This window comes from Streptomyces durocortorensis, assembly GCF_016901035.1.
GTDB lineage: Bacteria > Actinomycetota > Actinomycetes > Streptomycetales > Streptomycetaceae > Streptomyces > Streptomyces durocortorensis.
This window is the reverse complement of sequence record NZ_JAFEUF010000068.1, coordinates 9529-31726: the sequence shown is the minus strand read 5'-3', so window position 1 is coordinate 31726 and position 22198 is coordinate 9529. Positions and strand designations below refer to the sequence as shown.

The 22198-nt window shown below is 69.6% G+C and carries 23 protein-coding genes and 2 pseudogenes; 14 read left to right on the top strand and 11 right to left on the bottom strand.

Annotated elements, in window-relative coordinates:
• From JS521_RS15735 to JS521_RS15715, 5 genes are all read left to right on the top strand, one after another.
• Positions 1 to 1008 (top strand): ABC transporter permease (locus JS521_RS15735; RefSeq protein ID WP_205083612.1); only part of this gene is annotated, 1008 nt, incomplete at its 5' end.
• Complete coding sequence (locus JS521_RS15730) at positions 1005 to 1991, top strand: ABC transporter ATP-binding protein (protein ID WP_205083611.1); 987 nt, start codon at positions 1005 to 1007, stop codon at positions 1989 to 1991. The genes JS521_RS15735 and JS521_RS15730, both read left to right, overlap by 4 nt.
• A 33-nt stretch (positions 1992 to 2024) precedes the next feature.
• Complete coding sequence (locus JS521_RS15725) at positions 2025 to 3440, top strand: GH1 family beta-glucosidase (protein ID WP_205083610.1); 1416 nt, start codon at positions 2025 to 2027, stop codon at positions 3438 to 3440.
• 73 nt (positions 3441 to 3513) lie between these two features.
• Complete coding sequence (locus JS521_RS15720; protein WP_205083609.1) at positions 3514 to 6615, top strand: glycoside hydrolase family 3 N-terminal domain-containing protein; 3102 nt, start codon at positions 3514 to 3516, stop codon at positions 6613 to 6615.
• A 57-nt stretch (positions 6616 to 6672) separates the two neighbouring features.
• The gene (locus JS521_RS15715; RefSeq protein ID WP_205083608.1) at positions 6673 to 8055 is read left to right on the top strand and encodes a hypothetical protein; all 1383 of its coding nucleotides are present in this window, start codon (positions 6673 to 6675) and stop codon (positions 8053 to 8055) included.
• A 98-nt stretch (positions 8056 to 8153) separates the two neighbouring features.
• On the opposite strand, the gene JS521_RS15710 is transcribed toward JS521_RS15715, so the two are convergent.
• The 7 genes and pseudogenes from JS521_RS15710 to JS521_RS15685 all read right to left on the bottom strand — a co-directional run bounded on the left by JS521_RS15710 (position 8154) and on the right by JS521_RS15685 (position 12960).
• Complete coding sequence (locus tag JS521_RS15710; RefSeq protein ID WP_205083607.1) at positions 8154 to 8543, bottom strand: DUF6281 family protein; 390 nt, start codon at positions 8541 to 8543, stop codon at positions 8154 to 8156.
• Positions 8544 to 8596: 53 nt separating this feature from the next.
• A complete protein-coding gene (locus tag JS521_RS36665) occupies positions 8597 to 9691 on the bottom strand; it encodes a zinc metalloprotease (RefSeq protein ID WP_239487333.1) in 1095 nt (364 codons plus the stop codon).
• A gap of 420 nt (positions 9692 to 10111) precedes the next feature.
• Positions 10112 to 10345, bottom strand: a complete 234-nt coding sequence (locus JS521_RS15700) for a hypothetical protein (protein WP_239487332.1) — start codon at positions 10343 to 10345, stop codon at positions 10112 to 10114.
• Between the two features lie 55 nt (positions 10346 to 10400).
• Positions 10401 to 10487, bottom strand: a pseudogene (locus JS521_RS36660) (IS5/IS1182 family transposase); the annotation flags it as partial.
• A 65-nt stretch (positions 10488 to 10552) separates the two neighbouring features.
• On the bottom strand, positions 10553 to 10933 hold the full coding sequence (locus JS521_RS15695) for a hypothetical protein (RefSeq protein ID WP_239487331.1): 381 nt from the start codon (positions 10931 to 10933) through the stop codon (positions 10553 to 10555).
• 181 nt (positions 10934 to 11114) lie between these two features.
• The gene (locus tag JS521_RS15690; protein WP_275564195.1) at positions 11115 to 11627 is read right to left on the bottom strand and encodes an SMI1/KNR4 family protein; all 513 of its coding nucleotides are present in this window, start codon (positions 11625 to 11627) and stop codon (positions 11115 to 11117) included.
• Between the two features lie 328 nt (positions 11628 to 11955).
• Positions 11956 to 12960 carry a YdcF family protein gene (locus tag JS521_RS15685; RefSeq protein ID WP_205083605.1) on the bottom strand — a complete coding sequence of 335 codons (1005 nt, stop codon included), beginning with the start codon at positions 12958 to 12960 and terminating at the stop codon, positions 11956 to 11958.
• Between the two features lie 133 nt (positions 12961 to 13093).
• On the opposite strand from JS521_RS15685, the gene JS521_RS15680 reads away from it, so the two are divergent.
• The gene (locus tag JS521_RS15680; protein WP_010056370.1) at positions 13094 to 13327 is read left to right on the top strand and encodes a hypothetical protein; all 234 of its coding nucleotides are present in this window, start codon (positions 13094 to 13096) and stop codon (positions 13325 to 13327) included.
• Between the two features lie 67 nt (positions 13328 to 13394).
• Here the strand turns inward: JS521_RS15680 and JS521_RS15675 are convergent, their stop codons facing one another.
• Positions 13395 to 13982 (bottom strand): TetR/AcrR family transcriptional regulator, encoded by a 588-nt coding sequence (locus tag JS521_RS15675; RefSeq protein ID WP_205083604.1) that lies wholly within the window; start codon positions 13980 to 13982, stop codon positions 13395 to 13397.
• A gap of 146 nt (positions 13983 to 14128) precedes the next feature.
• On the opposite strand from JS521_RS15675, the gene JS521_RS15670 reads away from it, so the two are divergent.
• From JS521_RS15670 to JS521_RS15660, 3 genes are all read left to right on the top strand, one after another.
• Positions 14129 to 15076: an NAD(P)-dependent oxidoreductase gene (locus JS521_RS15670; protein WP_205083603.1), complete on the top strand. Its 948-nt coding sequence runs from the start codon at positions 14129 to 14131 to the stop codon at positions 15074 to 15076.
• 25 nt (positions 15077 to 15101) lie between these two features.
• Positions 15102 to 15977 (top strand): AraC family transcriptional regulator, encoded by an 876-nt coding sequence (locus JS521_RS15665; RefSeq protein ID WP_205083602.1) that lies wholly within the window; start codon positions 15102 to 15104, stop codon positions 15975 to 15977.
• Positions 15978 to 16169: 192 nt separating this feature from the next.
• The gene (locus JS521_RS15660) at positions 16170 to 16412 is read left to right on the top strand and encodes a hypothetical protein (protein ID WP_205083601.1); all 243 of its coding nucleotides are present in this window, start codon (positions 16170 to 16172) and stop codon (positions 16410 to 16412) included.
• A gap of 72 nt (positions 16413 to 16484) precedes the next feature.
• Here the strand turns inward: JS521_RS15660 and JS521_RS15655 are convergent, their stop codons facing one another.
• Both JS521_RS15655 and JS521_RS15650 read right to left on the bottom strand, forming a co-directional pair.
• Positions 16485 to 16697: a DUF397 domain-containing protein gene (locus tag JS521_RS15655; protein ID WP_205083600.1), complete on the bottom strand. Its 213-nt coding sequence runs from the start codon at positions 16695 to 16697 to the stop codon at positions 16485 to 16487.
• Complete coding sequence (locus JS521_RS15650) at positions 16694 to 17533, bottom strand: helix-turn-helix domain-containing protein (protein WP_205083599.1); 840 nt, start codon at positions 17531 to 17533, stop codon at positions 16694 to 16696. Before JS521_RS15650 ends, JS521_RS15655 begins: the two co-directional genes overlap by 4 nt.
• 114 nt (positions 17534 to 17647) lie before the next feature.
• On the opposite strand from JS521_RS15650, the gene JS521_RS15645 reads away from it, so the two are divergent.
• Together JS521_RS15645 and JS521_RS15640 are read left to right on the top strand one after the other, a co-directional pair.
• The gene (locus JS521_RS15645; RefSeq protein WP_205083598.1) at positions 17648 to 18061 is read left to right on the top strand and encodes an ATP-binding protein; all 414 of its coding nucleotides are present in this window, start codon (positions 17648 to 17650) and stop codon (positions 18059 to 18061) included.
• A 96-nt stretch (positions 18062 to 18157) separates the two neighbouring features.
• The gene (locus JS521_RS15640) at positions 18158 to 19129 is read left to right on the top strand and encodes an NAD(P)/FAD-dependent oxidoreductase (RefSeq protein ID WP_205083597.1); all 972 of its coding nucleotides are present in this window, start codon (positions 18158 to 18160) and stop codon (positions 19127 to 19129) included.
• A gap of 77 nt (positions 19130 to 19206) precedes the next feature.
• Here JS521_RS15640 and JS521_RS37515 read toward each other — a convergent pair.
• A pseudogene (locus JS521_RS37515) lies at positions 19207 to 19293 on the bottom strand (hypothetical protein); the annotation flags it as partial.
• 56 nt (positions 19294 to 19349) lie between these two features.
• On the opposite strand from JS521_RS37515, the gene JS521_RS15635 reads away from it, so the two are divergent.
• The 3 genes from JS521_RS15635 (at position 19350) to JS521_RS15625 (ending at position 22070) form a co-directional block, all read left to right on the top strand.
• Entirely contained in the window at positions 19350 to 19955 is a 606-nt protein-coding gene (locus JS521_RS15635) for a dihydrofolate reductase family protein (RefSeq protein ID WP_205083596.1), read from the top strand.
• A gap of 186 nt (positions 19956 to 20141) precedes the next feature.
• Positions 20142 to 20408 (top strand): GlsB/YeaQ/YmgE family stress response membrane protein, encoded by a 267-nt coding sequence (locus tag JS521_RS15630; protein ID WP_006127827.1) that lies wholly within the window; start codon positions 20142 to 20144, stop codon positions 20406 to 20408.
• Between the two features lie 138 nt (positions 20409 to 20546).
• Entirely contained in the window at positions 20547 to 22070 is a 1524-nt protein-coding gene (locus tag JS521_RS15625; protein ID WP_205083595.1) for a catalase, read from the top strand.
• The last annotated feature ends 128 nt before the right edge of the window (positions 22071 to 22198 follow it).

The window sequence follows — 22198 nt, the reverse complement described above, 5'->3', positions numbered from 1 at the left end:
CGGCCCCCCTCCGGCCCCGCGGCGGCCCGCTACCCCCCGCCCACGGCCCCCACCCGACGGGCCCGGCTCCGGTTCCTGCGCGGCGGGAAGACCCGCACCGGCCTGATCATCCTGGCGTTCTTCGCCCTGCTGGCCGTCGCCGGACCCTGGCTCGCCCCCTACGACCCCGACGCCATGAGCGACCAGCTGCTCCAACCGCCCTCCGGCGACCACTGGTTCGGCACCACACACACCGGGCAGGACGTCTTCTCGCAGATCCTCGTCGGCACCCGGGGCGTCCTCGTCGTCGGACTGCTCGCCGCCGCCATCGCCACCGCCCTGTCCGTCCTGATCGGCGTCAGCGCCGGATTCCTCGGCGGAGCGGTCGACGAGATCCTCTCCGCGATCTCCAACATCTTCCTGGTGCTGCCCGGACTCCCGCTGATCATCATCGTCGCCAGCTTCGTCCCCGACACCGGTGACATCGTCATCGCCGTCGCCATCGCCCTGACCTCCTGGGCCTGGGGATCGAGGATCCTGCGCGCCCAGACCCTGTCCCTGCGCCGCCGCGACTACGTGGAGGCCGCCCGCGCCACCGGCGAGTCGACCCCGCGCATCATCCTCTTCGAGATCCTGCCGAACCTCACCGCCGTCATCGCCTCCGGCTTCGTCGGCACGGTCATCTTCGCCGTCCTCACCGAGATCACCCTCGCCTTCATCGGCGTCGCCGACATCTCCCACTGGAACTGGGGCACCGTGCTCTTCTGGGCCCAGTCCAACCAGGCCCTCGCCCAGGGAGCCTGGTGGTGGTTCGTCCCGGCCGGCCTGTGCATCGCCCTGCTGGGCACCGCGCTCGCCCTCATCAACTTCGGCATCGACGAGTTCGTCAACCCCCGCCTGCGCACCGCCACCGGCTCCTCCCGGAAGGTGAAGATGCGCGTCGGCTTCACCCCGGTCGCCCGGAAGTCCACCGGCGACGGCCCCCGTGAACACAGCAGCGAGCACAGCAGCAAGGAGCCGCGCCCATGAGCGCCGAGCCGGTCCTGACCATCAGCGGACTCAACGTCGACTACGGCACCGACGCGGCCGCCGTCCACGCCCTGCGCGACATCGACCTCACCCTCCACCGGGGTGAAGTCCTGGGCCTGGCGGGGGAGTCGGGCTCCGGTAAATCGACGCTCGCCTACGCCGTGACCCGGCTGCTCTCCCCGCCCGGCGTCATCACCGGGGGAGAGGTCCACTACCACCGCCCCGGCGGCGACCGCGTCGACATCCTCTCCCTCGCCCCGGACCGGTTGCGCGCCTTCCGCTGGCAGGAGCTCTCCCTCGTCTTCCAGGGGGCGATGAACTCCCTCAACCCGGTGCACACCGTCCACAGCCAGCTCACCGACGTCCTCGCCGCCCACCGCCCCGAGCTGAAGAAGCGCCAACGCACGGACCGGGCGAAGGAGTTGCTGGACCTCGTCGGGATCTCCGCCGACCGGCTCGCCGCCTATCCGCATCAGCTCTCCGGCGGGATGCGGCAGCGCGTGATGATCGCCATGGCGCTCGCCCTGGAACCCGAGATCGTCATCATGGACGAGCCGACCACCGCGCTCGACGTCGTCATGCAGCGGCAGATCCTGCGGCGGCTCGTCCAGTTGAGGGAACAGCTGAACTTCTCGGTCGTGTTCATCACCCACGACATCTCCCTCCTGATCGAATTCTCGGACCGGATCGCGATCATGTACGGGGGCCGCATCGTGGAGCAGGCGGGCGCGGCGGAGATCTACCGCGACCCCCGCCACCCCTACAGCGACGGGCTCCTGCACTCCTTCCCCGCGCTCCACGGACCGCGCCGCGAACTGACCGGCATCCCCGGCTCCCCGCCGCACCTCTCCGCGATGCCCACCGGCTGCGCATTCCATCCGCGCTGCGGCAAGGCGTTCGCGCCGTGCACCGGGCAGGTCCCGGTACTGGCCCCGCCCACCGACGGACCCGGCCGCGCGGTCGCCTGCCATCTGCACACCTGACCGGGCCCCTCCCCTCCCTACGTACGGAGACCGATGAACCTCGCCACCCCTCCTCAGCGACTCCTCTCTCCGGCCCCGGTACGCGGACTCCCCGCCGACTTCCGCTGGGGCGTCGCCACCTCCTCCTACCAGATCGAGGGTGCGGCCACCGAGGACGGCCGCACTCCGTCCATCTGGGACACCTTCTGCCGGGTGCCCGGGGCGGTGGAGGGCGGCGAGCACGGCGACGTGGCCTGCGACCACTACCACCGGATGCCCGAGGACGTGGAGCTGATCGCGGGCCTCGGCGTCGACACGTACCGCTTCTCGCTCGCCTGGCCCCGCATCCAGCCGGGCGGCCGGGGCCCGGCCAACCAGAAGGGGCTGGACTTCTACAAGCGACTGATCGACGAGCTCCGGGCGCGCGGTGTCACCCCCTGGATCACCCTGTACCACTGGGACCTGCCGCAGGAGCTGGAGGACGCGGGCGGCTGGCCCGCGCGCGACACCGCCCTGCGCTTCGCGGAGTACGCCTCTCTCGCCTACGAGGCCCTCGGCGACCGGGTCGAGCACTGGACCACGCTGAACGAGCCCTGGTGCTCGGCGATGCTCGGTTACGCCTACGGGCTGCACGCCCCCGGCCGCCGCGACCTCGGCGACGCCATGGCCGCCGTCCACCACCTGCTCCTGGGCCATGGCCTCGCCGCCGGCGCGCTGCGGGACGCGGCCGGGGCGAACCCGCTGGAGCTGGGCATCACTCTCAACCTCGGCACCGCAACGCCCGAGACCGACAGCGCGGCCGACCGCGAGGCCTGCCGCCGCGCCGACGGCATGGGCACCCGGCTCTACCTCGACCCGCTCGTCCACGGCCGCTACCCCGAGGACGTCGTCGCGGACCTGTCCGCCCAGCACATCGAACTCCCCGTCAGGGAAGGCGACCTGGCCGCCATCGCCACCCCGCTCGACGTGCTCGGCGTCAACTTCTACCGGGGCATGCAGTTCTCCGGCGTCACCGAGGACGGCTCACCGCTCGACGCAGAGGGCCTCCCGGTCGTCCGGGCGGTGGACCGCGACCTGCCGCGCACCGCGATGGACTGGGAGATCACCCCCACCGAACTCACCGACCTGCTGGTTCGGTTGGAGCGCGACTACGGGCTGCCGACCGTCATCACGGAGAACGGCGCGGCCTTCGACGACACGGTCGCCGCCGACGGCTCCGTCCCCGACGCCGACCGCACGGCCTACCTCGCCGACCACATCGACGCCGTGGTCGCCGCCCGCGCCCAAGGGGCGGACGTCCGGGGCTACTTCGCCTGGTCGCTGATGGACAACTTCGAGTGGGCCTACGGCTACGCCAAGCGGTTCGGCATCGTCCGCGTCGACTACGACACCCAGGCCCGCACGCTCAAGGACAGCGCCAAGTGGTACCGCGACACGATCCGCCTCACCCGCGACGCCGACACCGCGTAGCGCACCGACACCCCTGATCCGTAAAGACGTTCGGCACCCCGACCCCCGACCCAGAAAGAGAGCGCTCCCAAAGATGCTCCGCATTCCGTACACCCGCCCCCGCAAGGGCAGAACCAGACCCGCGACCGCCGCCTTCGCCGCCGCGGCCGTCCTGGCCACCCTGCTCGCCGGGTCGGCCACCGGCCCCGCCGCAGCCGCCGACGAACCCGCCCCCGTCCTCATCGACCGCTTCGAGGGCGAGGTGCCGCTCGGCAACAACCCGCCCGCCGACGCCATCTTCACCTGGGGCGGCGACGCGGACGACCACCCGCAGCTGAAGCTGGCGAGACGCGCCGACGCCCCCGAGGGCGAGCAGGTCCTCGAAGGCTCCTACGACATCAGCGCGTACGGCGGGTTCAGTCACGAGTTCGCCGTGGACACCCCGCCGCAGAACTGGACCGCCCACAAGGGCATCCGCTTCTGGTGGTACGGCCAGAACACCGCCCCCCTGCCGCCCGGTTCGGGCAAGCGCGTCAACTTCGAGATCAAGGACGGCGGCGCGAACGGCGGCGCGTCCGAGCTGTGGACCACCTCCTTCACCGACGACTGGGAGGGCTGGCACCTCGTCGAGATCCCCTTCGCGGACTTCGTCTACCGGGCCGACTACCAGCCCGTCGGCGGCATCGACCAGATCCTCGGCCTGAACGAGATGTGGGGCTACGCCCTCACCCTCCCCGGCGGCGCGCCCGGCGAATTCGCCCTGGACGCCGTCGAGTTGTACGGCAAGGCGGAGCCGGCGCTCACCGCGAGCGTCGTCACCGACACGGCCGTACGCCCGGTGAGGAACGGCGCGAGCGCGGAGCTGACGCTCTCCGTCGCCACCACCGGCTCCGTCCCCACCGAGGAGCCGGTGACCATCGCGTACGCCACCAAGGGCGGCACGGCGGAGGCCGGCAAGGACTACACCCCGGTCGCCGGCAGCCATACCTTCCCGGCGGGCACGGCCTCCGGCACCACCCACAAGGTCACCGTCCGCACGGCGAAGGCGTCGAAGCCCGCCGAGGCGAAGACGATCCCGCTGGAACTGACCGTCACCGGCGCGAAGGCCCCCCGGGAGAACCCGCAGGTCGTCATCGACGCCCACGGACTCCCGTACCAGAACGCCAAGTTGCCCGTGAAGCAGCGGGTGGCGGACCTGCTGGGACGCCTCTCGCTCGCCGAGAAGGCCGGCCAGATGACCCAGGCCGAGCGCAACGCGCTCCGCGCCCCCGGTGACATCGCCGCCTACGACCTCGGCTCGCTGCTCTCCGGCGGCGGCTCGGTTCCCACCCCGAACACGGCGGCCGCCTGGGCCAAGATGGTCGACGCCTACCAGCTGCGCGCCCAGGCAACCCGCTTCCAGATCCCGCTGATCTACGGCGTGGACGCGGTGCACGGCCACAACAACGTCGTCGGCGCGACGATCATGCCGCACAACATCGGCATCGGTGCGGGCCGCGACCCGAAGAGCGCGGAGAAGACCGGGGCGATCACCGCGAAGGAAGTCCGTTCCACCGGTGTCCCGTGGGACTTCGCGCCGTGCGTCTGCGTCACCCGTGACGAGCGCTGGGGCCGCAGCTACGAGGCGTTCGGCGAGGACCCGGCCCTCGTCGAGGCCATGGAGACGGTCATCCAGGGCATGCAGGGCAGCCCGTCCGGCAAGGACCTGCACCGCAACGACAAGGTGCTCGGCAGCGCCAAGCACTTCGTCGGCGACGGCGGCACCGAATTCGGCTCCTCCACCACCGGCTCCTACACGACCGACCAGGGCATCACCAAGGTCACCCGCGAGGAGCTGGAGGCGGTGCACCTGTCGCCGTTCGAGGAGTCGGTGAAGCGGGGCGTCGGCACGATCATGCCCTCGTACTCCTCCCTCGACATCCTGGGCGACGACCAGGGCCCGGTGAAGATGCACGCGAACGCCGAGATGATCAACGGCGTCCTCAAGGACCGGATGGGCTTCGAGGGCTTCGTCATCAGCGACTGGCAGGCCATCGACCAGATCCCCGGCGACTACCCGAGCGACGTCCGTACGTCGGTCAACGCCGGACTCGACATGATCATGGTGCCGACCGCGTACCAGGACTTCACCAAGACCCTGAAGGACGAGGTCACCGCGGGCCGCATCAGCGAGGCCCGGATCGACGACGCGGTCGCCCGCATCCTCACCCAGAAGTTCCGCCTCGGCCTGTTCGAGAAGCCGTACGCGGACACCACCCACCTCGACAAGGTCGGCTCGGCCGAACACCGCGCGGTGGCCCGTGAGGCGGCCGCGAAGTCGCAGGTGCTCCTGAAGAACGACGGGGCCGTCCTGCCGCTCAAGCCGAACCAGAAGGTGTACGTCGCCGGGTCCAACGCCGACGACATCGGCAACCAGGCCGGCGGCTGGACGATCAGCTGGCAGGGCTCGTCCGGGAAGACCACCCCGGGCACGACGATCCTGGACGGCATGAAGAAGGCGGCGAAGAACCCGGAGTCCGTGACGTACTCGCGCGACGCATCCGCCGCCACGGACGGCCACGACGTCGGTGTGGTGATCGTGGGCGAGACCCCGTACGCCGAGGGCATCGGGGACGTCGGCAACGGCCACGACCTGGAGCTGACGGCGGCCGACAAGGCGGCGGTCGACAAGGTCTGCGCGGCGATGAAGTGCGCGGTACTCATCGTCTCGGGCCGCCCCCAGCTCATCGGCGACCAGCTCGGGGACATGGACGCCCTGGTGGCCTCCTGGCTGCCGGGCTCCGAGGGCGACGGCGTGGCCGACGTGCTGTACGGCAAGCGCGCCTTCACCGGACAGCTGCCGGTGACCTGGCCGAAGTCGGAGGCGCAGCTCCCGATCAACGTCGGGGACGGGACGTACGACCCGCAGTTCCCGTACGGCTGGGGCCTCACCACCCTGAAGAAGCCCCCGGCCGGCGGCGAGCTGACCTTGTCCGCTCTGGCTCTCGCCGCCCAGATCGCCGAGAAGGCGAAGCTGGGGAAGACCCCGGCGGGCAAGGCGATCGTGGACCAGGCCCGGCTGCTGGTCCAGCAGAAGATCGACGGGAAGTTCGGACAGGCGGTCGCGAAGCCCTTCGCGGAGGCGGACCACCTGCTGCTGAAGGGTGACCTGACCGGAGCCGTGGCCAAGCTCCGCACGGCGTACCGAGCCGCTTAGTAAGCGGCCCTCCAGACGGGCGACGGCGTTCGTCGCCCGTCTGGAGTAGCGTTAAGTATGAGGAAAAGGCTTTTCCCCGCGCTGCTGGCGGGCCTGCTGCTCATCCTCGCAGCGGCGGCTCTCGCCCTGACCTCCCCCGCGTCGGCCGCGCCCGCCGCGACCCCCCAGGACGCTGCTCAGGCCCTGCGCGACGACCCGGTCTATGTGGACCCGGGCGCTCGCGATCAGCTCTCCGTCGCTGACGAGAAGGCCCTGGAGAACAAGATCACGGACGCCGACAAGCCGGTCTTCGTCGCCGTCCTCCCCGACACCCCCGCCTTCCCCGAGGAAGACCTCCTCCAGACCCTGCGCAGCGACACCGGCATCACCGGCGTCTACGCGATACGCCTCGGCGACGGCTTCGACGCGGGCGCGGATCCGCAGGTCATGCCCACCCGGGCGGTCGAGAACCTCACCGCCGCCGTGGAGAACCCCACCACCGCCGGCAACGCCGATGCCCAGCTCAACGCCTTCGTCGACCGTGCCGTCGAACAGGCCCGGGGCACCGCCCCCGCCTCCTGGTCCGGCGGCGGAGGAGCGGCCGACGAGTCCGGGGCCCCGGTCGGCGGTCTGATCACGCTCGGCGCGCTCGTGGCGGCGGGCGGCGCGGGGGCGTACGCCATCTCCCGCCGCAACAAGCGCCGCAAGGAGGAAGAGGAGCGCGTCGCCCTCGACAAGCTCCGGGTCGTCGTCGACGAGGACATCACCGCGTACGGCGAAACCCTGGAACGCCTGGACTTCCACCCCGCCGAGAAGGGCGCGGACGACACCATGCGCGCCGACTACGAACGGGCCCTGGACTCCTACGAGAGCGCCAAGACGAAGATGGACCGGGCCACGCACCCGTCGGACGTGCGCGGGGTCACCCAGTCCCTGGAGGACGGCCGCTACTCCCTCGCGGTCCTGGAGGCCCGCCGCACCGGCGAGGCGATCCCGGCCCGCCGCCCGCCGTGCTTCTTCGACCCGCGCCACGGCCCCTCGGTCGCCGACGTGCTCTGGACCCCGTCCGGCGGCGCGGCCCGCGAGGTTCCGGTCTGCGGCGCGGACGAGGTCCGCCTCAGCCAGGGCGAGGACCCCATGAGCCGTACGGTCGACGTCGGCGACGGCACCCGCCGTCCGTACTGGGAAGCGGGCCCGGCGTACGGCCCCTGGGCCGGCGGCTACTTCGCGGGCGGCCTGCTCCCCGGCCTCCTGGTCGGCACCATGCTCGGCTCGATGCTCGCCACCCCGGCGTACGCCTCCGAATACGGCGGCGGTGACTTCGGCGACGGCGGCGCGGGCGGCGACTGGGGCGGTGGCGACTTCTCCGGCTCCGACTTCGACTCCTCCGGCTTCGGCGGGGGCGGCTTCGGAGACGGCGGAGGTTTCGGGGGCGGCGGCTTCGACGGCGGCGGGTTCTGACCGCTTCCGACCCCCGGGATCCAGCTTCCAGCGCCCCGGGTTCCGGTGGATCCCCTCAGCCGGGGCCCGGGGTCCGGGGGAGTGCGCCGCGTTTCCGTCTACCGCGAGGCGTCCTCCAACTCCTGCACCTCCGGGGGAAGCTCCGTCCCGTTGTAGGACACGAAGATCTCCACGTCGTCCGGATCGTCGCCCACCGCGATCGCCACGTCCGCCGAGACACCCTTCACCTCATAGGCCGCCTTGTCCGGCCCTCTCTTCTCCCCGTCCGCTCCGTGCTGATCGCATGCGGGCTGAACGGCGGTACCGACGCGGCTGCCGGCTTCGACGGGGAAGTCCCCGACGTCCCGGTACTCCCTGCCCTCGAAGGTGAAGAACCGGGCACAGGCCGACGACTTCTGCGTACTCGTCCCGCCGTCCGATCCGCAAGCAGTGCCGCCGCATACGAGAAGCGCGACCATGAGCGTGCGTAGGCAGTGCTTGGCGAACATCGTTCCGCCTCCTGGTCGTCGTCGGTCTTCACGTCGAGTGCGGTCGGACTCGTCTAGTAGATGCTGCGCAGGCCGCGGACGTCACCGAGGCCGAGAGTCCTCGCCTTGGTCGTGCAGAACGGAGGAGTTCCGTACATGGTGAGGTTGTCGTCGTTTCCGTACAGGTCGTCGAGCCCGAAGACGTGCCCCGCCTCGTGCGTTCCTATCCCGCGGACGTCGTGCTTCCGGTAGCAGCTGCTCGTCGGGTAGTCCGTGAAATCGAAGTCCGACGTGTTGTACCGGACGTCGGCTTCCCGCAGGTCGTTCTTCTTGCCTGCGTACACATGACTCCATGTGCACGCGACCGCTATCTCGGTGGCACCGAGGTTCCCCGCGTCCCAGGTGCTGAGGCCGTCCCTGCTGCGGCAATTCCCGCCGGAGTCGACGTCCGCCTCGTAGTTCGTGTAGCCCTTGAAGGCCGCTTTCGCGGAGACTGTGTCGGAGAGGCCGCAATTGTTTGACGACCCGACGATGTTGGCGACCGCATCGCGAAAGGCTGTGGACGCCTGTGAGCGACTGAGCCCACCTGGCATTCCCCCGTCTCCGACGTACCAGTTGTAGGTGCCGTATTCCTTGAGGTCCAGGGTCTTGTAGGTCTTGTCGCTGCAGGCGCCCGGCGCCGCGGCCGTATCCACATCCGCCGCCTCCGGCTCACCGGAGGCGGGTGTGTCCGGCGCGTCAGCACCCACGCCGTCGCCCTCGTGCGTGAGGTCCGCCCCCTCCAGGGCCGGGTTGCCGACGCTGTCGGGCTGATCCGAGCCCGTCGTCTCCATGTCGACGGCATCGCCCGCCAGCTGGTACGTGACCGCCCCGTCCGCGGCGACCTGAAGGGTGAAGCCGTGTCCGCTTCCGTGCGTCCGCGTCGCGTGCACGCTCACGGCGATCCCCGGTTCGGGGACGGTGACGCCGGCTCCGTCGTGGGTGACCACCCTTCCGACCGCCTCGCAGTCGAGTGCGTCCGATCCGGACGGTAGATCCGTGATCGTCAAGTCGCCCTGAGGCAGCACGCACTCCCTCGGGCCGGGCGGTTCGGCCTCGGCGGCCCGCGCGTTGCCGGCTGTGGCGCCTGCCGATGCGACCAGCGCGAAAGTGACCGCGGTTCTCGCCATGACCGATGTCAGATAAAGCGCCATTCCCGGCGTCCCCCCGTGATGGCTCCCGCGTGCGAGAGCCGATCGGATCAACAGATCGTAAGGGTGAAGGATGCGGGATTTCCGACCAGTTCGAGTCAAACATTCTCGGCCGCACGTCCGGGCGCAACGGCACTTCCATGCAGGGGGGGCATATCGGTTCGTGATCAAGAAGTGTTCTTGGTGAGCTCCTTGAACCGGATCATCGAGGCACGGCCGCCGAACTCTCCATCGCAGTCCGTCGGTTGCACTCGCTTTACACACCACGCTCTACCGGATCAGGCGCGGCCGCGAAAGTCCCCCGGATCGATCACGACCCGATACTCGTCCTGAGGGCCGTCCCGTCATTGACGACCAGGCGTTACGGGGTGCTCCGCGGGCCCGAACGAAAATGGAGGGTCACCTGCCGCCCGACTTGATCCATGGCCATTTCACGACGCAGACGACGACAGGGGCAACGAGCATGGCCAGCAGCCACAGGCCCACGCTCGCTGGAGAGTAGATGTAGTAGCGCCATCGCTCCGGCAGGGGCGACGGCGCAAGCAGAAGCACGATCAGCGTGGCCCACGTGGCCAGCACGGCGGCTGCCATGCGTGCTGCGGTCATCTCTGTCGGCCCCTCGATGGTGGTCATCTCTATGGATCGGATGATAGAGCCACGGGGATGATCTTGGTGTGGTGGCGCCGGTGACGACCCGGTGGCCCAGCGGCAGGCTCCACGGTCGGCCCCTACGGACCGGATCGGCGCCCTCGCGTCGCAGTGCGGTGATCAGACGCCGGACACCTCAAGATCACCTTGCCTGTGACCAGCGGCATGTGATCAGCGGTGACGAGGCGGCACTCAGCAGTGGTATTCGTCCGGGCACTCGGCGAGCAGCACTCCGAAGAACAAGAAGAAGAGAATCGGCACAGTGGACACCGCAGCCATGATCAGGAATCGCCCGCGTGCCCCTCGCCGGTCTCCAGCCTGAGCCACCATGAATCCCGCTGCTGGTGCGAGCACGGCAGTGACCAGAGCCATCGGGCCGAACACCCAGTTGGTTTCTCGTCGCACGTCCGGCAACCCCATCGCATGCGCGATTGCCGGGGCGAACAGGAGGAGGGGCGCAGACGCCCACCACCACGACAGTGCTCTGATGATCCGATCCGCTCGTGCCGGCGCCAAGCCGGTCGACCTCGTTCCCCCGCGACGGCTGTCCGGCGCGATCTCAGGCGATGACATGTCCGCATCGTAGGCGGCTGAGGGGACATGCGGCCGCGAACGCCGAGGTGTTCCGATCCTCGCCGGCCGCGCCTACATCGCCGCAGCCATCCTCACCCTGGAACGTCAACGCTGAAGAGTCTCATTGGCGCTTCGGGGCGAGGACGGACTGGTGATCGCAGCCATGCGGTCGGGAACCGTCTCAGGACCAGACGAGTCGACCTTCGGTGACCCCACAGACCGGGTAGCTTCCATCGGCGATCTTCGTCAGCGTCTCCGCGACGGAGTCGAAGTACCGGGCCATCGATTCGTACTCGCCGGTGACCGTGGGCGCACCCACGAACCATCTGCCGATACGTCCGTCCCTCGCGTCGATGAACTGTCCCATCCAGCCGTCCCGGTCGGACTGGAACGGGATCCACTCCTCGCGCCATTCGCCCCCACCGGACAAGGGGTGACTCGCGTAGAGCTTCTCCATCGCCCGGACACCCAGAAAGAAGCTTCCCTCGTCCGGGAACCCGTCGAAGCCGCACCATGCCACTTCGTCGTCGACATCTTCCTCAGGTAGATCCAGATTGTTCTGCAACAGCCACGTCCGCAGGTCCCCAGGCAGGGAGATGCCCATCCGTTCTTCGGCGACCGCGAGCATCTGCTCCGTAGCGGGCCCTGGCAGATCCGCATGATCGGCTGGCGCGTGCTGCCGAAGAAGACTCATCACGCAGGACCAACTCTCAGCCACACTCATTGCCCTCTGCCCTCTGCCCTCTCTGCAGGGATGTCTCCGTCCGGCCACGCCACTGCGGAGGTGGGGAAGTACCGACCGGAGAACCTTGCAGGGACGGTACTTCGAGCACGAGTCCCATCCCTCCTCACGACCGTCCTCCGCCCCGAGGCCCATGGTCGGCCCCTCAGCGAGGTGACCGCCCGCGACTTTTCACAGACGACCCGCTGTGCCCGGCGGGGGAAGCCTCCAGGACTCCAGTGAGGGCCACGGCGTCACCCTGGAGTGGCGAAGCTGAAAACGCTCAGTTGCGTGACAGCTCTTAGGCCGCCCACCAAGCGGCCACCCCGCCGAGGACGATGATCACGCACATCGCCGCGTTGCTCTGCCGGTAGTCCACGAGGATCGCGGCGAACTCGCGAAGCATCGCGTTGGGCCAGAAGTACGCGGCCGTGGGGGAGCCCACCACCTGCCCCCGGATGCGGACCCGCCGGGCGATGAGGGCGGCCCGGAAGGCGTGGTAGTTGTTCGTGACGACCACGCACCGGTAGCCGGGCTTGGCCGCCTCCATGATCTCCTTGCTGAAGCGCAGGTTCTCCTCGGTGTTCCGCGAACGGTCCTCCCGCTCGATGAGTTCGGCGGGGAACCCCTCGGCCACCAGGTGGTCGGCCATGGCGTGGGACTCCGGCAGCTTCTCGTCGGGCCCCTGCCCGCCCGAGGTGATCAGCACGGGCGACCCACCGCGCCGGGACAGCCGCTCATGCACCTCGCGTCCCCGCTTCAGCCGGCTCGCGAGCAGCGGCGGCACGGTGGTACCGCCGATCAGCCCCGAACCCAGCACCACCACGAAGTCGGCCTTACGTCGCACCTGGAGCCGCCCGTACAGGAACGCGTAGCAGACGAAGCAGAGGAACAGGAACGAGAAGTACAACGCCAGCCCGCCGGCCGCCCAGGCCACCCCGATCAGCACCGGAGTCCGCAGCACGGCGGCCACGACGAGCAGGGCGACCACGCCGAGGACGGCGAACGCGGCCAGCAGCGACAGCAGATGGGCCGGGCTCCGGCCCTCCTTGCGCAGCATGCGTACGCCGTTGAGGAAGAGGAAGCACACCAGCACGAGCAGGGCCACCGCCCCCAGGGCCACCAGCGCCCCGACGACGTAGGGCACCGAGGGCGACTTGGAACTGACCAACCGGTACAGCAGGGCACCCAGCGCGCAGAGCACGGCGAGCCCCAGGACGACGGCGTTGCTGAACTTACGGCGTTCGAGCAGCACGCTCACGCAGAAGACGAGGAAGAGGAGCGCCGCGGGGGCGTAGGCGAGCATGCGCACAGACTAGGCAGCGTCCCGGCGGCCGTCGACGGCGAGGTGGGTCGTCCGGAGTGGGCCGGAGGCGGGGGCGGGAGCCGCCAGGGAATCGGGGCGTGCCCTTTGCGGGGTTCCGGCCGTTGAACCCGGCATGAAGAAGCGAAGCGTACTCGCCGCCGTCACCCTCGCCACCGGAGCGGTCATCGCCGCCATCGCCCCGCACCCGGGCGGCGGGGACACCGCACACGCCGCCGAACCGGCCGTCTCGCTGGGCGCGCTGGACGACGTCGGCGACCTCGGCAAGCTGGTGGACGGTGCGGCAGGGGCGACCACCTCCACCGCAGGCACGGTCACCAGCACCGTGGAAGACGCCAAGCTCAGCTGAACCGGCTGGGACAAGGACAGGGGCGGCCGCAAGGCCGCCCCTGTCGGCGTTCCCGGGCCGGGCGCGGTCAGCGGCGAGGGGGATCGATCCCGTACGACCGGACGAGACGGGCCAATTGGCGGCCCGCCGCCAGAAGGGGCTCCTCGCTCCGGTTGACCTGGGCGGTCACCTCGGCGCCCTCGATGGCGCTGATGACGGTGGTCGCCAGCTCCCGGGCGTCGCCCGCCGGGAATCCGCAGCCCAGCAGCTTGTCACGGACGAGCCGCTCCCAGCCGTTCAGCGCGTCGGCGCACGCCTTCTGCAGCTCCGAGTCGGCCCCGAGGGTCTCCAGGGCCGCCGCCGTCACCGGACAGCCGTCCACCCAGCCCGACTCCTTGAGCCCGGCCGCCAGTTGACGGGTGCAGGAGACCACGGCGTCCGCCGGGTCCGGCTCGCTGTCCAGGGCTTCCTTCAGCAGCGCTGCGAACTCCTGCTCGCCGTGCCGGATCGCGGCGACGGCAACGGCCTCCTTGCCGCCCGGGAAGAAGTGGTAGATCGAGCCGAGCGTGGCCTGCGACTCCGTAGCGATCTGCTTGATGCCGGTGCCGACGTACCCCTGCCGCTGGAGGAGGCGCGCGGTCGCCACGACGATCCGGTCCCGGGTGCTGGTCTGCATGCCGTCACTGTAGCGGAATTGGGTAGAGCGTTCGTTCTAGAGCTGTGCTACGTTCTCGACACGCGCTAAATAGAGCGTTCGTTTTAGTCAGGGGCGGGCGGGCGGAACGGCTTCCGCCTGCCCCGACCGACCCGCTGGAGGCGGCAATGAACAGCACAGCGACGCAGCACCCGGGTTCCGTGACCGTCATAGGACTGGGGCCCATGGGCCGGGCGATGGCCGGAGCCCTGCTCGACCGTGGCTACGGGGTCACGGTCTGGAACCGCACCGCTTCCCGCGCGGACGACCTGGTGGCCCGGGGTGCGGTCCTCGCGCCCGGCCCCGCCGACGCGGTCGCGGCGAACGAAGTGGTCATCCTGAGCCTCACGGACTACGTGGCGGTCCGCGCCGTACTGGAGCCGGCCGCGCAGGCCCTGCACGACAAGGTCCTGCTCAACCTCACCTCCGCCACGCCCGAGGAAGCCCGCGCCGGGGCACGCTGGGCGGCCGAGCACGGTGCCGTACAGCTCACCGGCGGGGTCAACTCGTCGCCCACGGGGATCGGGCAGCCCGACTCGGCCACGCTCTGCAGTGGGCCGCGCGAGGCGTTCGACCGGCACCGGCCGGTGCTCGAAGCGCTGACGGGCCGGGTCGACCACCAGGGCGAGGACCCGGGGCTCGCCGCGCTCTCCTATCAGCTCGGCATGGTCATGTTCTGGACCTCGATGCTGAGCTTCTGGCAGGCGATCGTCCTCGCCCGCGCGAACGGTCTGACGGCGGCCGACATCCTGCCGAGCGCCGTCGAAACGGCGACCTCGCTCCCGGAGACCTTCGCCTTCTACGCCGAACGCATCGACGCCGGAGTGCACGACGGGGATGTCGACCGCCTGGCCATGGGGGTGGCGAGCGCCGAGCACGTTCTGCACACCCACACGGAAGCGGGCGTCGACTCCACTCTCCCGGCGGCGGTCGTCGACCTGTTCCGGCGGGGCATGGAGGCGGGCCGCGCCGGGGACAGCTTCTCGTCCCTGGTGGAGCTGCTGGCGAAGCCCGGCGACCCGACCGATACGGGCACGGACGGTCGGGTCCGGGAGGATGGCCTCTCCCTACGGTGAACGGGCAAGGGAAGGGAATCAGGAGTTGCTGGAACGGCTGAACGACGCGATGGAGCACATCGAGGCCCACCTCGGTGAGCGCATCGAGGCGGCGGACCTCGCCCGGATCGCGATGACGTCGGAGTACCACTTCCGCCGGATGTTCTCCGCGCTGGCGGGGCTCCCGCTGTCGGAGTACATCCGTCGCCGCCGCATGACGGTCGCGGGGGCGGAGGTGCTCGGTGACCGTGACCGTTCGCTGCTGGACGTGGCGATGCGGTACGGCTACGACACGGGGGAGGGCTTCGCCCGGGCGTTCCGGGCCGTCCACGGCCTCGGCCCCGGGGAGGCCCGCCGGACGGGCGCGGTCCTGCGGTCCCAGCAACGCCTGACCTTCCGACTCGTCGTCGAAGGGAGTAGCGCCATGCGCTACAGCTTGGTGGAGAAGAGCGCGTTCCGGGTGGTCGGGAAGAAGGCCCGTGTCCCGCTCATCCACGAGGGACCGAATCCGGCCATCGCAGAGTTCATCCGGGGCATCGGCAGGGAGGATCTGGACCGCATCGCGGCCCTCTCGGACCAGGAGCCGGCGGGCATCGTCGGCGTGAGTGACCAGCTCGATCCGAGCCGCGCGGAGGGCACCGAACTCGACTACTGGCACGGGGTGGTGACCGGCGACACGGAGCCTCCGGAGGACCTGGACTCCCTGGACGTACCGGCAGGCACGTGGGCGGTCTTCGAGAGCGAGGGCGAGTTCCCGCAGGCCCTCCAGCATCTCTGGCGGGATGTGTTCACGCAGTGGTTCCCGTCGAACCCGTACGCGTCGAGGCCCGGCCCGGAGATTCTGCGGGTGCGGCTGACGGAGGACGGGAAGCGGGCGGAGGCGGAGCTCTGGATCCCGGTGGAGCGGTCGGCCGAAAGCTGACGTGCCGAGCGAAATATGCGGCACGGCAGAGGTTTACGGCCATGGGGCATATGCGGTGACCTATTGGTCCAGACCTATTGTGCGGGCGTTCGCGGCTCGCTAACTTTCTCGTGGCGGCGCGCGCTGTTCGGATCGACTCATTCATTCACTGACGCACAGTCATGTGTGTTGACTGAAAACGGAGTTACCGACATGCGCAGACGTATTGCCGCGTTCGCGGTGACCGTGGCGACCGCCGGAGCGATGCTCCTCGGCACCGCCTCGACCGCCTCCGCCACGGGCCCCGGCTTCTGGCTCCGCAGCCATCACGCGAGCCTGGCGGAGTGCCAGGCGGTGGGGAACGCGGGCGCTGACAACGCCCTCTGGAGCCGGGTCTTCATCTGCAACCCGTTCGCCGGGAAGCCGGGCGTGTACGAGTTGTGGGTGCGCTACTGAGACTGAGGTAGCGGGCGGACAGTGAACAGCCCCGGCTGCGGCGGCGGCCGGGGCGGTTCACTGTCGGACTGCTCAGAGGGTGGTGCCGCTGCCGTGGACGAAGGCGCTCCAGGTGGCGGGCTCGACGGTGAGGACGGGACCGTCGGTCACCTTGGAGTCGCGGATGTGGACGGCGGCGGGGTGGGTGGCGATTTCGACGCAGTTGCCGCCCTGGTCGCTGCTGTAGCTCGACTTGAACCAGTGGAGGGTGGCAGGACGGGAGACGGGGAGGGCGGCGCGGTTCATGTCTCTCCAAGCAGGGCTGCGAGCAGTGCGTCCAGGAGCCGGGCGCTTTCCTCGGCGGTCAGCGCCTGCGTCCGCAGCATCCCATATTTCTGCATGAGAGCGCTGACGTCGGCCGGATCGTCGTACAGCTCTGCTCGCAGATGCATCTCGACATAGGCGAGTTGATCGTGATCGGGGGTCTCCAGCAGGACCAGCGGCCCCGCGAGTCCCGCATGCTTCGGAGTCTTCCGAGGCATGATCTGGATGCTGACGAACGGCAGGTCCATGCAGCGTCGCAGCTGGAGGAGCTGCTTGAGCATGACCTCGGGGTCCCCCAACTCCGCGTGCAGAATGCTCTCCTCCAGGATGAAGTGGAGGATGGGACGGGGTTTGCGCTCCAGGATCTTCTGACGAGCGAGGCGGGTCGTCACCCGCTTCTCGATCTCCTCCTCTTCGAGTGGAGGGTAGTGGCTGGAGAAGACCAGCCGTGCGTAAGCCTCGGTCTGCAGCAGCCCCGGGATGAGCTGGGATTCGTACGAGAACAAGCTCACCGCGCCCTGCTCGTACTGCACGAAGTCCTTGACCAGCGCCTGATAGCGCTCCTTCCGCGGGATCTTCTCCACCGCGACCCGCAAGACGCCCTTGGTGTCCAGCAGTTCATCGAGCTGAATGGCCAGGTCCAGCTGAAGCGCCCGTCGCCCCTGCTCGATCGAGGCGATCGTGTCCTCGCCCACCCCGGCCTGCTCGGCAAGGGCGGCCTGTGTCAGCCCGGCGAGTTTGCGGAAGTGGCGTAACTGAGCCCCGACCAGCTGCCACGAAGTAACTCGCCTGATGCCGCTCTGCTTTCCCGGTTGCATGACCTGGCTTCTCCCCGTTCCGGCCCCGCTGTCAACCCGTCAGAACCCGTACAAAACCTTTTGTACGTCTCTCAGCTCTGCTTCAGCGTAGTAACTCCGTGTGAGCGTGGAAGCATGAACGAGACAACCCAACTCCCCTACTTCCGCGCCGCCTTCTACTGCCGTGAGCGCAGGTCGATCCCCGTCGTACGCAAGTTCGCCCGCAAGGCTCTGGTCGAGTGGGAGTGTGAGCAGCGGGCCGACGATGTGCTGCTCTGTGTGACCGAGCTGGCGACCAACGCGCTCCGGCACGGCGTGCCTCCGGGGCGTGGCTTCAAGGTCCACATCTACCTGGAGCGGGTGGAGAACATCATCCGCGTCGAGATGCACGACAGCGGGGGCGGTGTGGTCCGCGCGGCGGACGGGCCGCCGGAGGCCGACGACGAAGGCGGGCGCGGGCTGCTGCTCGTCGCGGCGCTGGCCGACAAGTGGGGCGTGGCCGAGCGGAACCCCGGCAAGGTCGTGTGGTGCGAGTTCAGCATCGTATGACTTGCTGTTTCGGCAAGGATGTTTGTCGTTTCGGCCTGCGTGGGCGCACTCTCGTCGTCGAGCGGTGGTGATGCCGCGTGACGAAGGAGGAGCGACATGAAGCACCAGCGGTACGACGTGGTGATCGTGGGCGGCGGGGCCGCCGGCCTGAGCGGGGCGCTGGCCCTGGGGCGGGCCCGGCGCTCGGTTCTGGTGATCGACGCGGGCGAGCCCCGTAACGCTCCCGCCTCGCACGTGCACAACTACCTGGGCCGCGAGCCCACCCCGCCCGGCGAGCTGCTGGCGATCGGCCGGGGCGAGGCCGCCGGGTACGGGGCGGAGATCGTCGAGGGCCGGGTCGCCTCGGCCGAGCAGCTTTCCGAGGGCGGGGAGGGGGAGCAGGGCTTCCGGGTCGTGACCGAGGACGGCCGGAGCGTGGAGGCGCGGCGGCTGCTGGTGACGACCGGGCTCGTCGACGAGCTGCCGCCCGTGCCGGGGCTGGCGGCGCGGTGGGGGCGCGAGGTGCTGCACTGCCCCTACTGCCACGGCCACGAGGTGGCGGACCGCCCGATCGGCGTGCTCGCCACCGGCCCACTCGCCGTGCACCAGGCGCTGATGTGGCGGCAGTGGAGCGACGACGTGACCCTCTTCCTGCACACGGGTCCGGAGCCCACGGAGGAGGAGTACGAGCAGCTGGCGGCCCGGGGCATTGCGGTCGTGGACGGCGAGGTGACGGGGCTGGAGGTCGCGGACGACCGGTTCACCGGCGTGACGCTGGCGTCAGGCCGGGTCGTTCCGCGTGAGGCCCTGGTGGTCCAGGCCCGGTTCACCGCCCGCTCGGCGGTCCTGGAGTCGCTGGGGCTGAAGCCGGTGGCGCAGGAGATGGGTGGCACGGTCGTCGGGTCCTACATCCCGACCGACCCGACCGGCGCGACGGAGGTCCCCGGGGTCTGGGCGGCGGGCAACGTCACCCGCCTCACCGAGCAGGTGATCGGCGCGGCTGCGGCCGGCCTCATGGCGGGAGGCGCGGTCAACGGCGACCTGATCACCGAGGACACCCGGCTGGCGGTGGCGGCCCGGCGGGCGTAACGGCTCTTCACCGTCGAGAGTCGAGAAGCGAACGGGTCCGATGAGTTTGTGGCCCGCCGCCGGTCCAAGTTCATGACACCAAGGTTCATGACACCAAGGTTCATGACACCAAGGTTCATGACACCAAGGTTCATGACACCAAGGTTCATGACACCAAGGTTCATGACGCCCGAGGTTCATCACACCTGGGGTTCATGGCATCCGAGGAAAGGACACCGCCATGTCGGAGCTTCTCGTCGACTTCATCACCTCCCTCGACGGCTATGCGTCAGGAGAGGGCTGGCCCGGCTTCTGGGGCCTGGAGGGCCCGGAGTACCTCGCCTGGCTCGGTGAGCAGCCCGAGGTCACCTACCTCATGGGAGCGAAGACGTACCGCCTGATGTCCGGCTTCGCGGCCGGCGAGGTGCCGGACGGCCAGGACGAGTTCAGGCCCGAGGAGGAGGAATCCGTCGACGAGCTCACGCGAGCGTCCAAGGTGGTGTTCTCGTCCTCACTGGAGGAGCCGCTGACCTGGGCCAACTCCACGCTCGTCCGCGGCGACGCCGTCGAGGCGGTCCGCGCGATGAAGGAGAACGGTTCGGGGCTTCTCACCACGATCGGCAGCCTCAGCCTGTGCCGGTCCCTGCTGCGGGCCGGGCTCGTCGACCGCTTCCGGGTCGTGATGTTCCCGGTGATCACCGGGGCCACGGGCGCGGAACGCATCTACGACGGCTATCCGGACGTCGCCCTGGACATGATCGGGCACCGCACCTTCGACGGCCGCACCCAGCTGGTCGAGTACAAGCCCCGCGTGCTGGAGCACCCGCCGCTCGGTGCCCCCGCGTGACGTCGTTCCGTGCGCGGGCGGGCAGCTCCACGGCCCGCCCCCGTCCGGCGTAACGACGGCGGGTGGACGACGGGTCGCGCGAGTGACGAACTTCGTCCGGCGGATGTGTGAGTTCCGTTTGGGGGGATACGCGGAGGGTGCCCGGGGCAACGAGGACGCCGGGAGAGGACACAGAGGGAGACTTTCGTGGGCATCATCGCCTGGATTCTTATCGGCCTGCTCGCGGGCGCCATCGCCAAGGCGCTGATGCCGGGCAAGGACCCGGGGGGCTGCCTGATCACGATGCTGCTCGGTATCGCGGGCGGCCTGCTCGGCGGCTGGCTGGGCAAGGTGATCTTCGGGGTCGATTCGATCGACGGGTTCTTCAGCCTGTCGACGTGGATCGCCGCAGTCGTCGGTTCCGTGATCCTCCTCGCCCTCTACCGCCTGATCGCGGGGAACAGGTCCCGCTGACCCGGGCGGCCACGATGCCTCGACGGGACGATTCGTCCGCATATGCCTACATTGGCAGAGGCGCGACAGGGTAGCCGTCGGGCAGAGCCGAGCCGAGGCTTCGACGCCCGCGCACGACCGACAAGAGGACATGAGGACATGACGGACACGACCCGTAAGCCGACCACGTCCGACTCCGGTGCCCCGGTGGAGAGCGACGAGCATTCGCTCACCGTCGGCCCGGGCGGGCCGATCCTGCTCCAGGACTCCTACCTGATCGAGCAGATGGCCCAGTTCAACCGCGAACGCATCCCCGAACGCCAGCCGCACGCCAAGGGCAGCGGCGCGTTCGGGAAGTTCGAGGTGACCGCGGACGTCTCCGCGTACACGAAGGCCGCGCTCTTCCAGCCCGGTACGACGACCGACCTGGTCATCAGGTTCTCGACCGTCGCCGGCGAGCGGGGCAGCCCGGACACCTGGCGTGACCCGCGCGGCTTCGCGGTGAAGTTCTACACCAGCGAAGGCAACTACGACATGGTGGGCAACAACACCCCCGTGTTCTTCGTGAAGGACCCGATGAAGTTCCAGCACTTCATCCGGTCCCAGAAACGCCGGGCGGACAACAACCTCCGCGACCACGACATGCAGTGGGACTTCTGGACCCTCTCGCCGGAGTCGGCCCACCAGGTCACCTGGCTGATGGGTGACCGGGGCATCCCGCGCACCTGGCGTCACATGAACGGCTACACCTCGCACACGTACATGTGGATCAACGCCGAGGGTGAGCGGTTCTGGGTGAAGTACCACTTCAAGACCGACCAGGGCGTCGAGACGTTCACCCAGGACGAGGCCGACCAGATGGCCTCGGCGGACACGGATTACCACACGCGTGATCTGTTCGAGCACATCCGGGACGGCGACTTCCCGAGCTGGACGCTGAAGGTCCAGGTCATGCCGTACGAGGACGCGAAGGACTACCGGTTCAACCCGTTCGACCTGACGAAGGTGTGGCCGCACGCCGACTACCCGCTGATCGAGGTCGGCCGGATGACGCTGGACCGCAACCCCACGGACAACCACGCGGAGATCGAGCAGGCGGCGTTCCAGCCGAACAACTTCGTCCCCGGTATCGGGCCGAGCCCGGACCGGATGCTCCTGGGCCGGCTGTTCAGCTACGCGGACGCGCACCGCTACCGCATCGGCGGCAACTACCAGCAGCTGCCCGTCAACGCTCCCGTCGCCCCGGTGAACACGTACTCCAAGGACGGGGCGATGGCGTACCGGAAGACCTCCGACCCGGTCTACGCCCCGAACTCCAAGGGCGGCCCGGAGGCGGACACGGCGCGCTACGGCACTCCGCCGAGCTGGTACGCCGACGGGGACATCACCCGGGCGGCCTACGTCGATCACGCCGAGGACGACGACTGGGGCCAGGCGGGCACGATGGTCCGCGAGGTCCTGGACGACGCGGCGCGGGACCGGCTGGTGGACAACGTGGTCGGCCACCTCCTGAACGGCGTGACCGAGCCGATCCTCCAGCGGGCGTTCCAGTACTGGTCGAACATCGACGCCACCATCGGCAAGCGCATCGAGCAGGGCGTCCGCGCGAAGGCCGGCGAGAAGGACCCGAAGGCGGGCGAGCAGGGCAACCCGGCCCGCTCGTCGATGCAGCACAAGGCGTAGCGCCACCGAGGGCCCACGAGACAGGCCCCCCGCCCGCCGGGGCGCGGGGGGGGGGGGGGGGGGGCCGGGGGGGAGAAGGCCGGCGGTGAAAGGGGGGGGGGGGGGGGGGGCCGCCCCCGCGGCAGAGG

Excerpts from the sequence above, each read along its gene's own strand:
- JS521_RS15730 (WP_205083611.1), top strand. The coding sequence starts at position 1,005 with ATGAGCGCCGAGCCGGTCCTGACCATCAGCGGACTCAACGTCGACTAC.
- JS521_RS15725 (WP_205083610.1), top strand. The coding sequence starts at position 2,025 with ATGAACCTCGCCACCCCTCCTCAGCGACTCCTCTCTCCGGCCCCGGTA.
- JS521_RS15720 (WP_205083609.1), top strand. The coding sequence starts at position 3,514 with ATGCTCCGCATTCCGTACACCCGCCCCCGCAAGGGCAGAACCAGACCC.
- JS521_RS15715 (WP_205083608.1), top strand. The coding sequence starts at position 6,673 with ATGAGGAAAAGGCTTTTCCCCGCGCTGCTGGCGGGCCTGCTGCTCATC.
- JS521_RS15710 (WP_205083607.1), bottom strand. The coding sequence starts at position 8,543 with ATGTTCGCCAAGCACTGCCTACGCACGCTCATGGTCGCGCTTCTCGTA.
- JS521_RS36665 (WP_239487333.1), bottom strand. The coding sequence starts at position 9,691 with ATGGCGAGAACCGCGGTCACTTTCGCGCTGGTCGCATCGGCAGGCGCC.
- JS521_RS15700 (WP_239487332.1), bottom strand. The coding sequence starts at position 10,345 with ATGACCACCATCGAGGGGCCGACAGAGATGACCGCAGCACGCATGGCA.
- JS521_RS15695 (WP_239487331.1), bottom strand. The coding sequence starts at position 10,933 with ATGTCATCGCCTGAGATCGCGCCGGACAGCCGTCGCGGGGGAACGAGG.
- JS521_RS15690 (WP_275564195.1), bottom strand. The coding sequence starts at position 11,627 with ATGAGTCTTCTTCGGCAGCACGCGCCAGCCGATCATGCGGATCTGCCA.
- JS521_RS15685 (WP_205083605.1), bottom strand. The coding sequence starts at position 12,960 with ATGCTCGCCTACGCCCCCGCGGCGCTCCTCTTCCTCGTCTTCTGCGTG.
- JS521_RS15680 (WP_010056370.1), top strand. The coding sequence starts at position 13,094 with ATGAAGAAGCGAAGCGTACTCGCCGCCGTCACCCTCGCCACCGGAGCG.
- JS521_RS15675 (WP_205083604.1), bottom strand. The coding sequence starts at position 13,982 with ATGCAGACCAGCACCCGGGACCGGATCGTCGTGGCGACCGCGCGCCTC.
- JS521_RS15670 (WP_205083603.1), top strand. The coding sequence starts at position 14,129 with ATGAACAGCACAGCGACGCAGCACCCGGGTTCCGTGACCGTCATAGGA.
- JS521_RS15660 (WP_205083601.1), top strand. The coding sequence starts at position 16,170 with ATGCGCAGACGTATTGCCGCGTTCGCGGTGACCGTGGCGACCGCCGGA.
- JS521_RS15655 (WP_205083600.1), bottom strand. The coding sequence starts at position 16,697 with ATGAACCGCGCCGCCCTCCCCGTCTCCCGTCCTGCCACCCTCCACTGG.
- JS521_RS15650 (WP_205083599.1), bottom strand. The coding sequence starts at position 17,533 with ATGCAACCGGGAAAGCAGAGCGGCATCAGGCGAGTTACTTCGTGGCAG.
- JS521_RS15645 (WP_205083598.1), top strand. The coding sequence starts at position 17,648 with ATGAACGAGACAACCCAACTCCCCTACTTCCGCGCCGCCTTCTACTGC.
- JS521_RS15640 (WP_205083597.1), top strand. The coding sequence starts at position 18,158 with ATGAAGCACCAGCGGTACGACGTGGTGATCGTGGGCGGCGGGGCCGCC.
- JS521_RS15635 (WP_205083596.1), top strand. The coding sequence starts at position 19,350 with ATGTCGGAGCTTCTCGTCGACTTCATCACCTCCCTCGACGGCTATGCG.
- JS521_RS15625 (WP_205083595.1), top strand. The coding sequence starts at position 20,547 with ATGACGGACACGACCCGTAAGCCGACCACGTCCGACTCCGGTGCCCCG.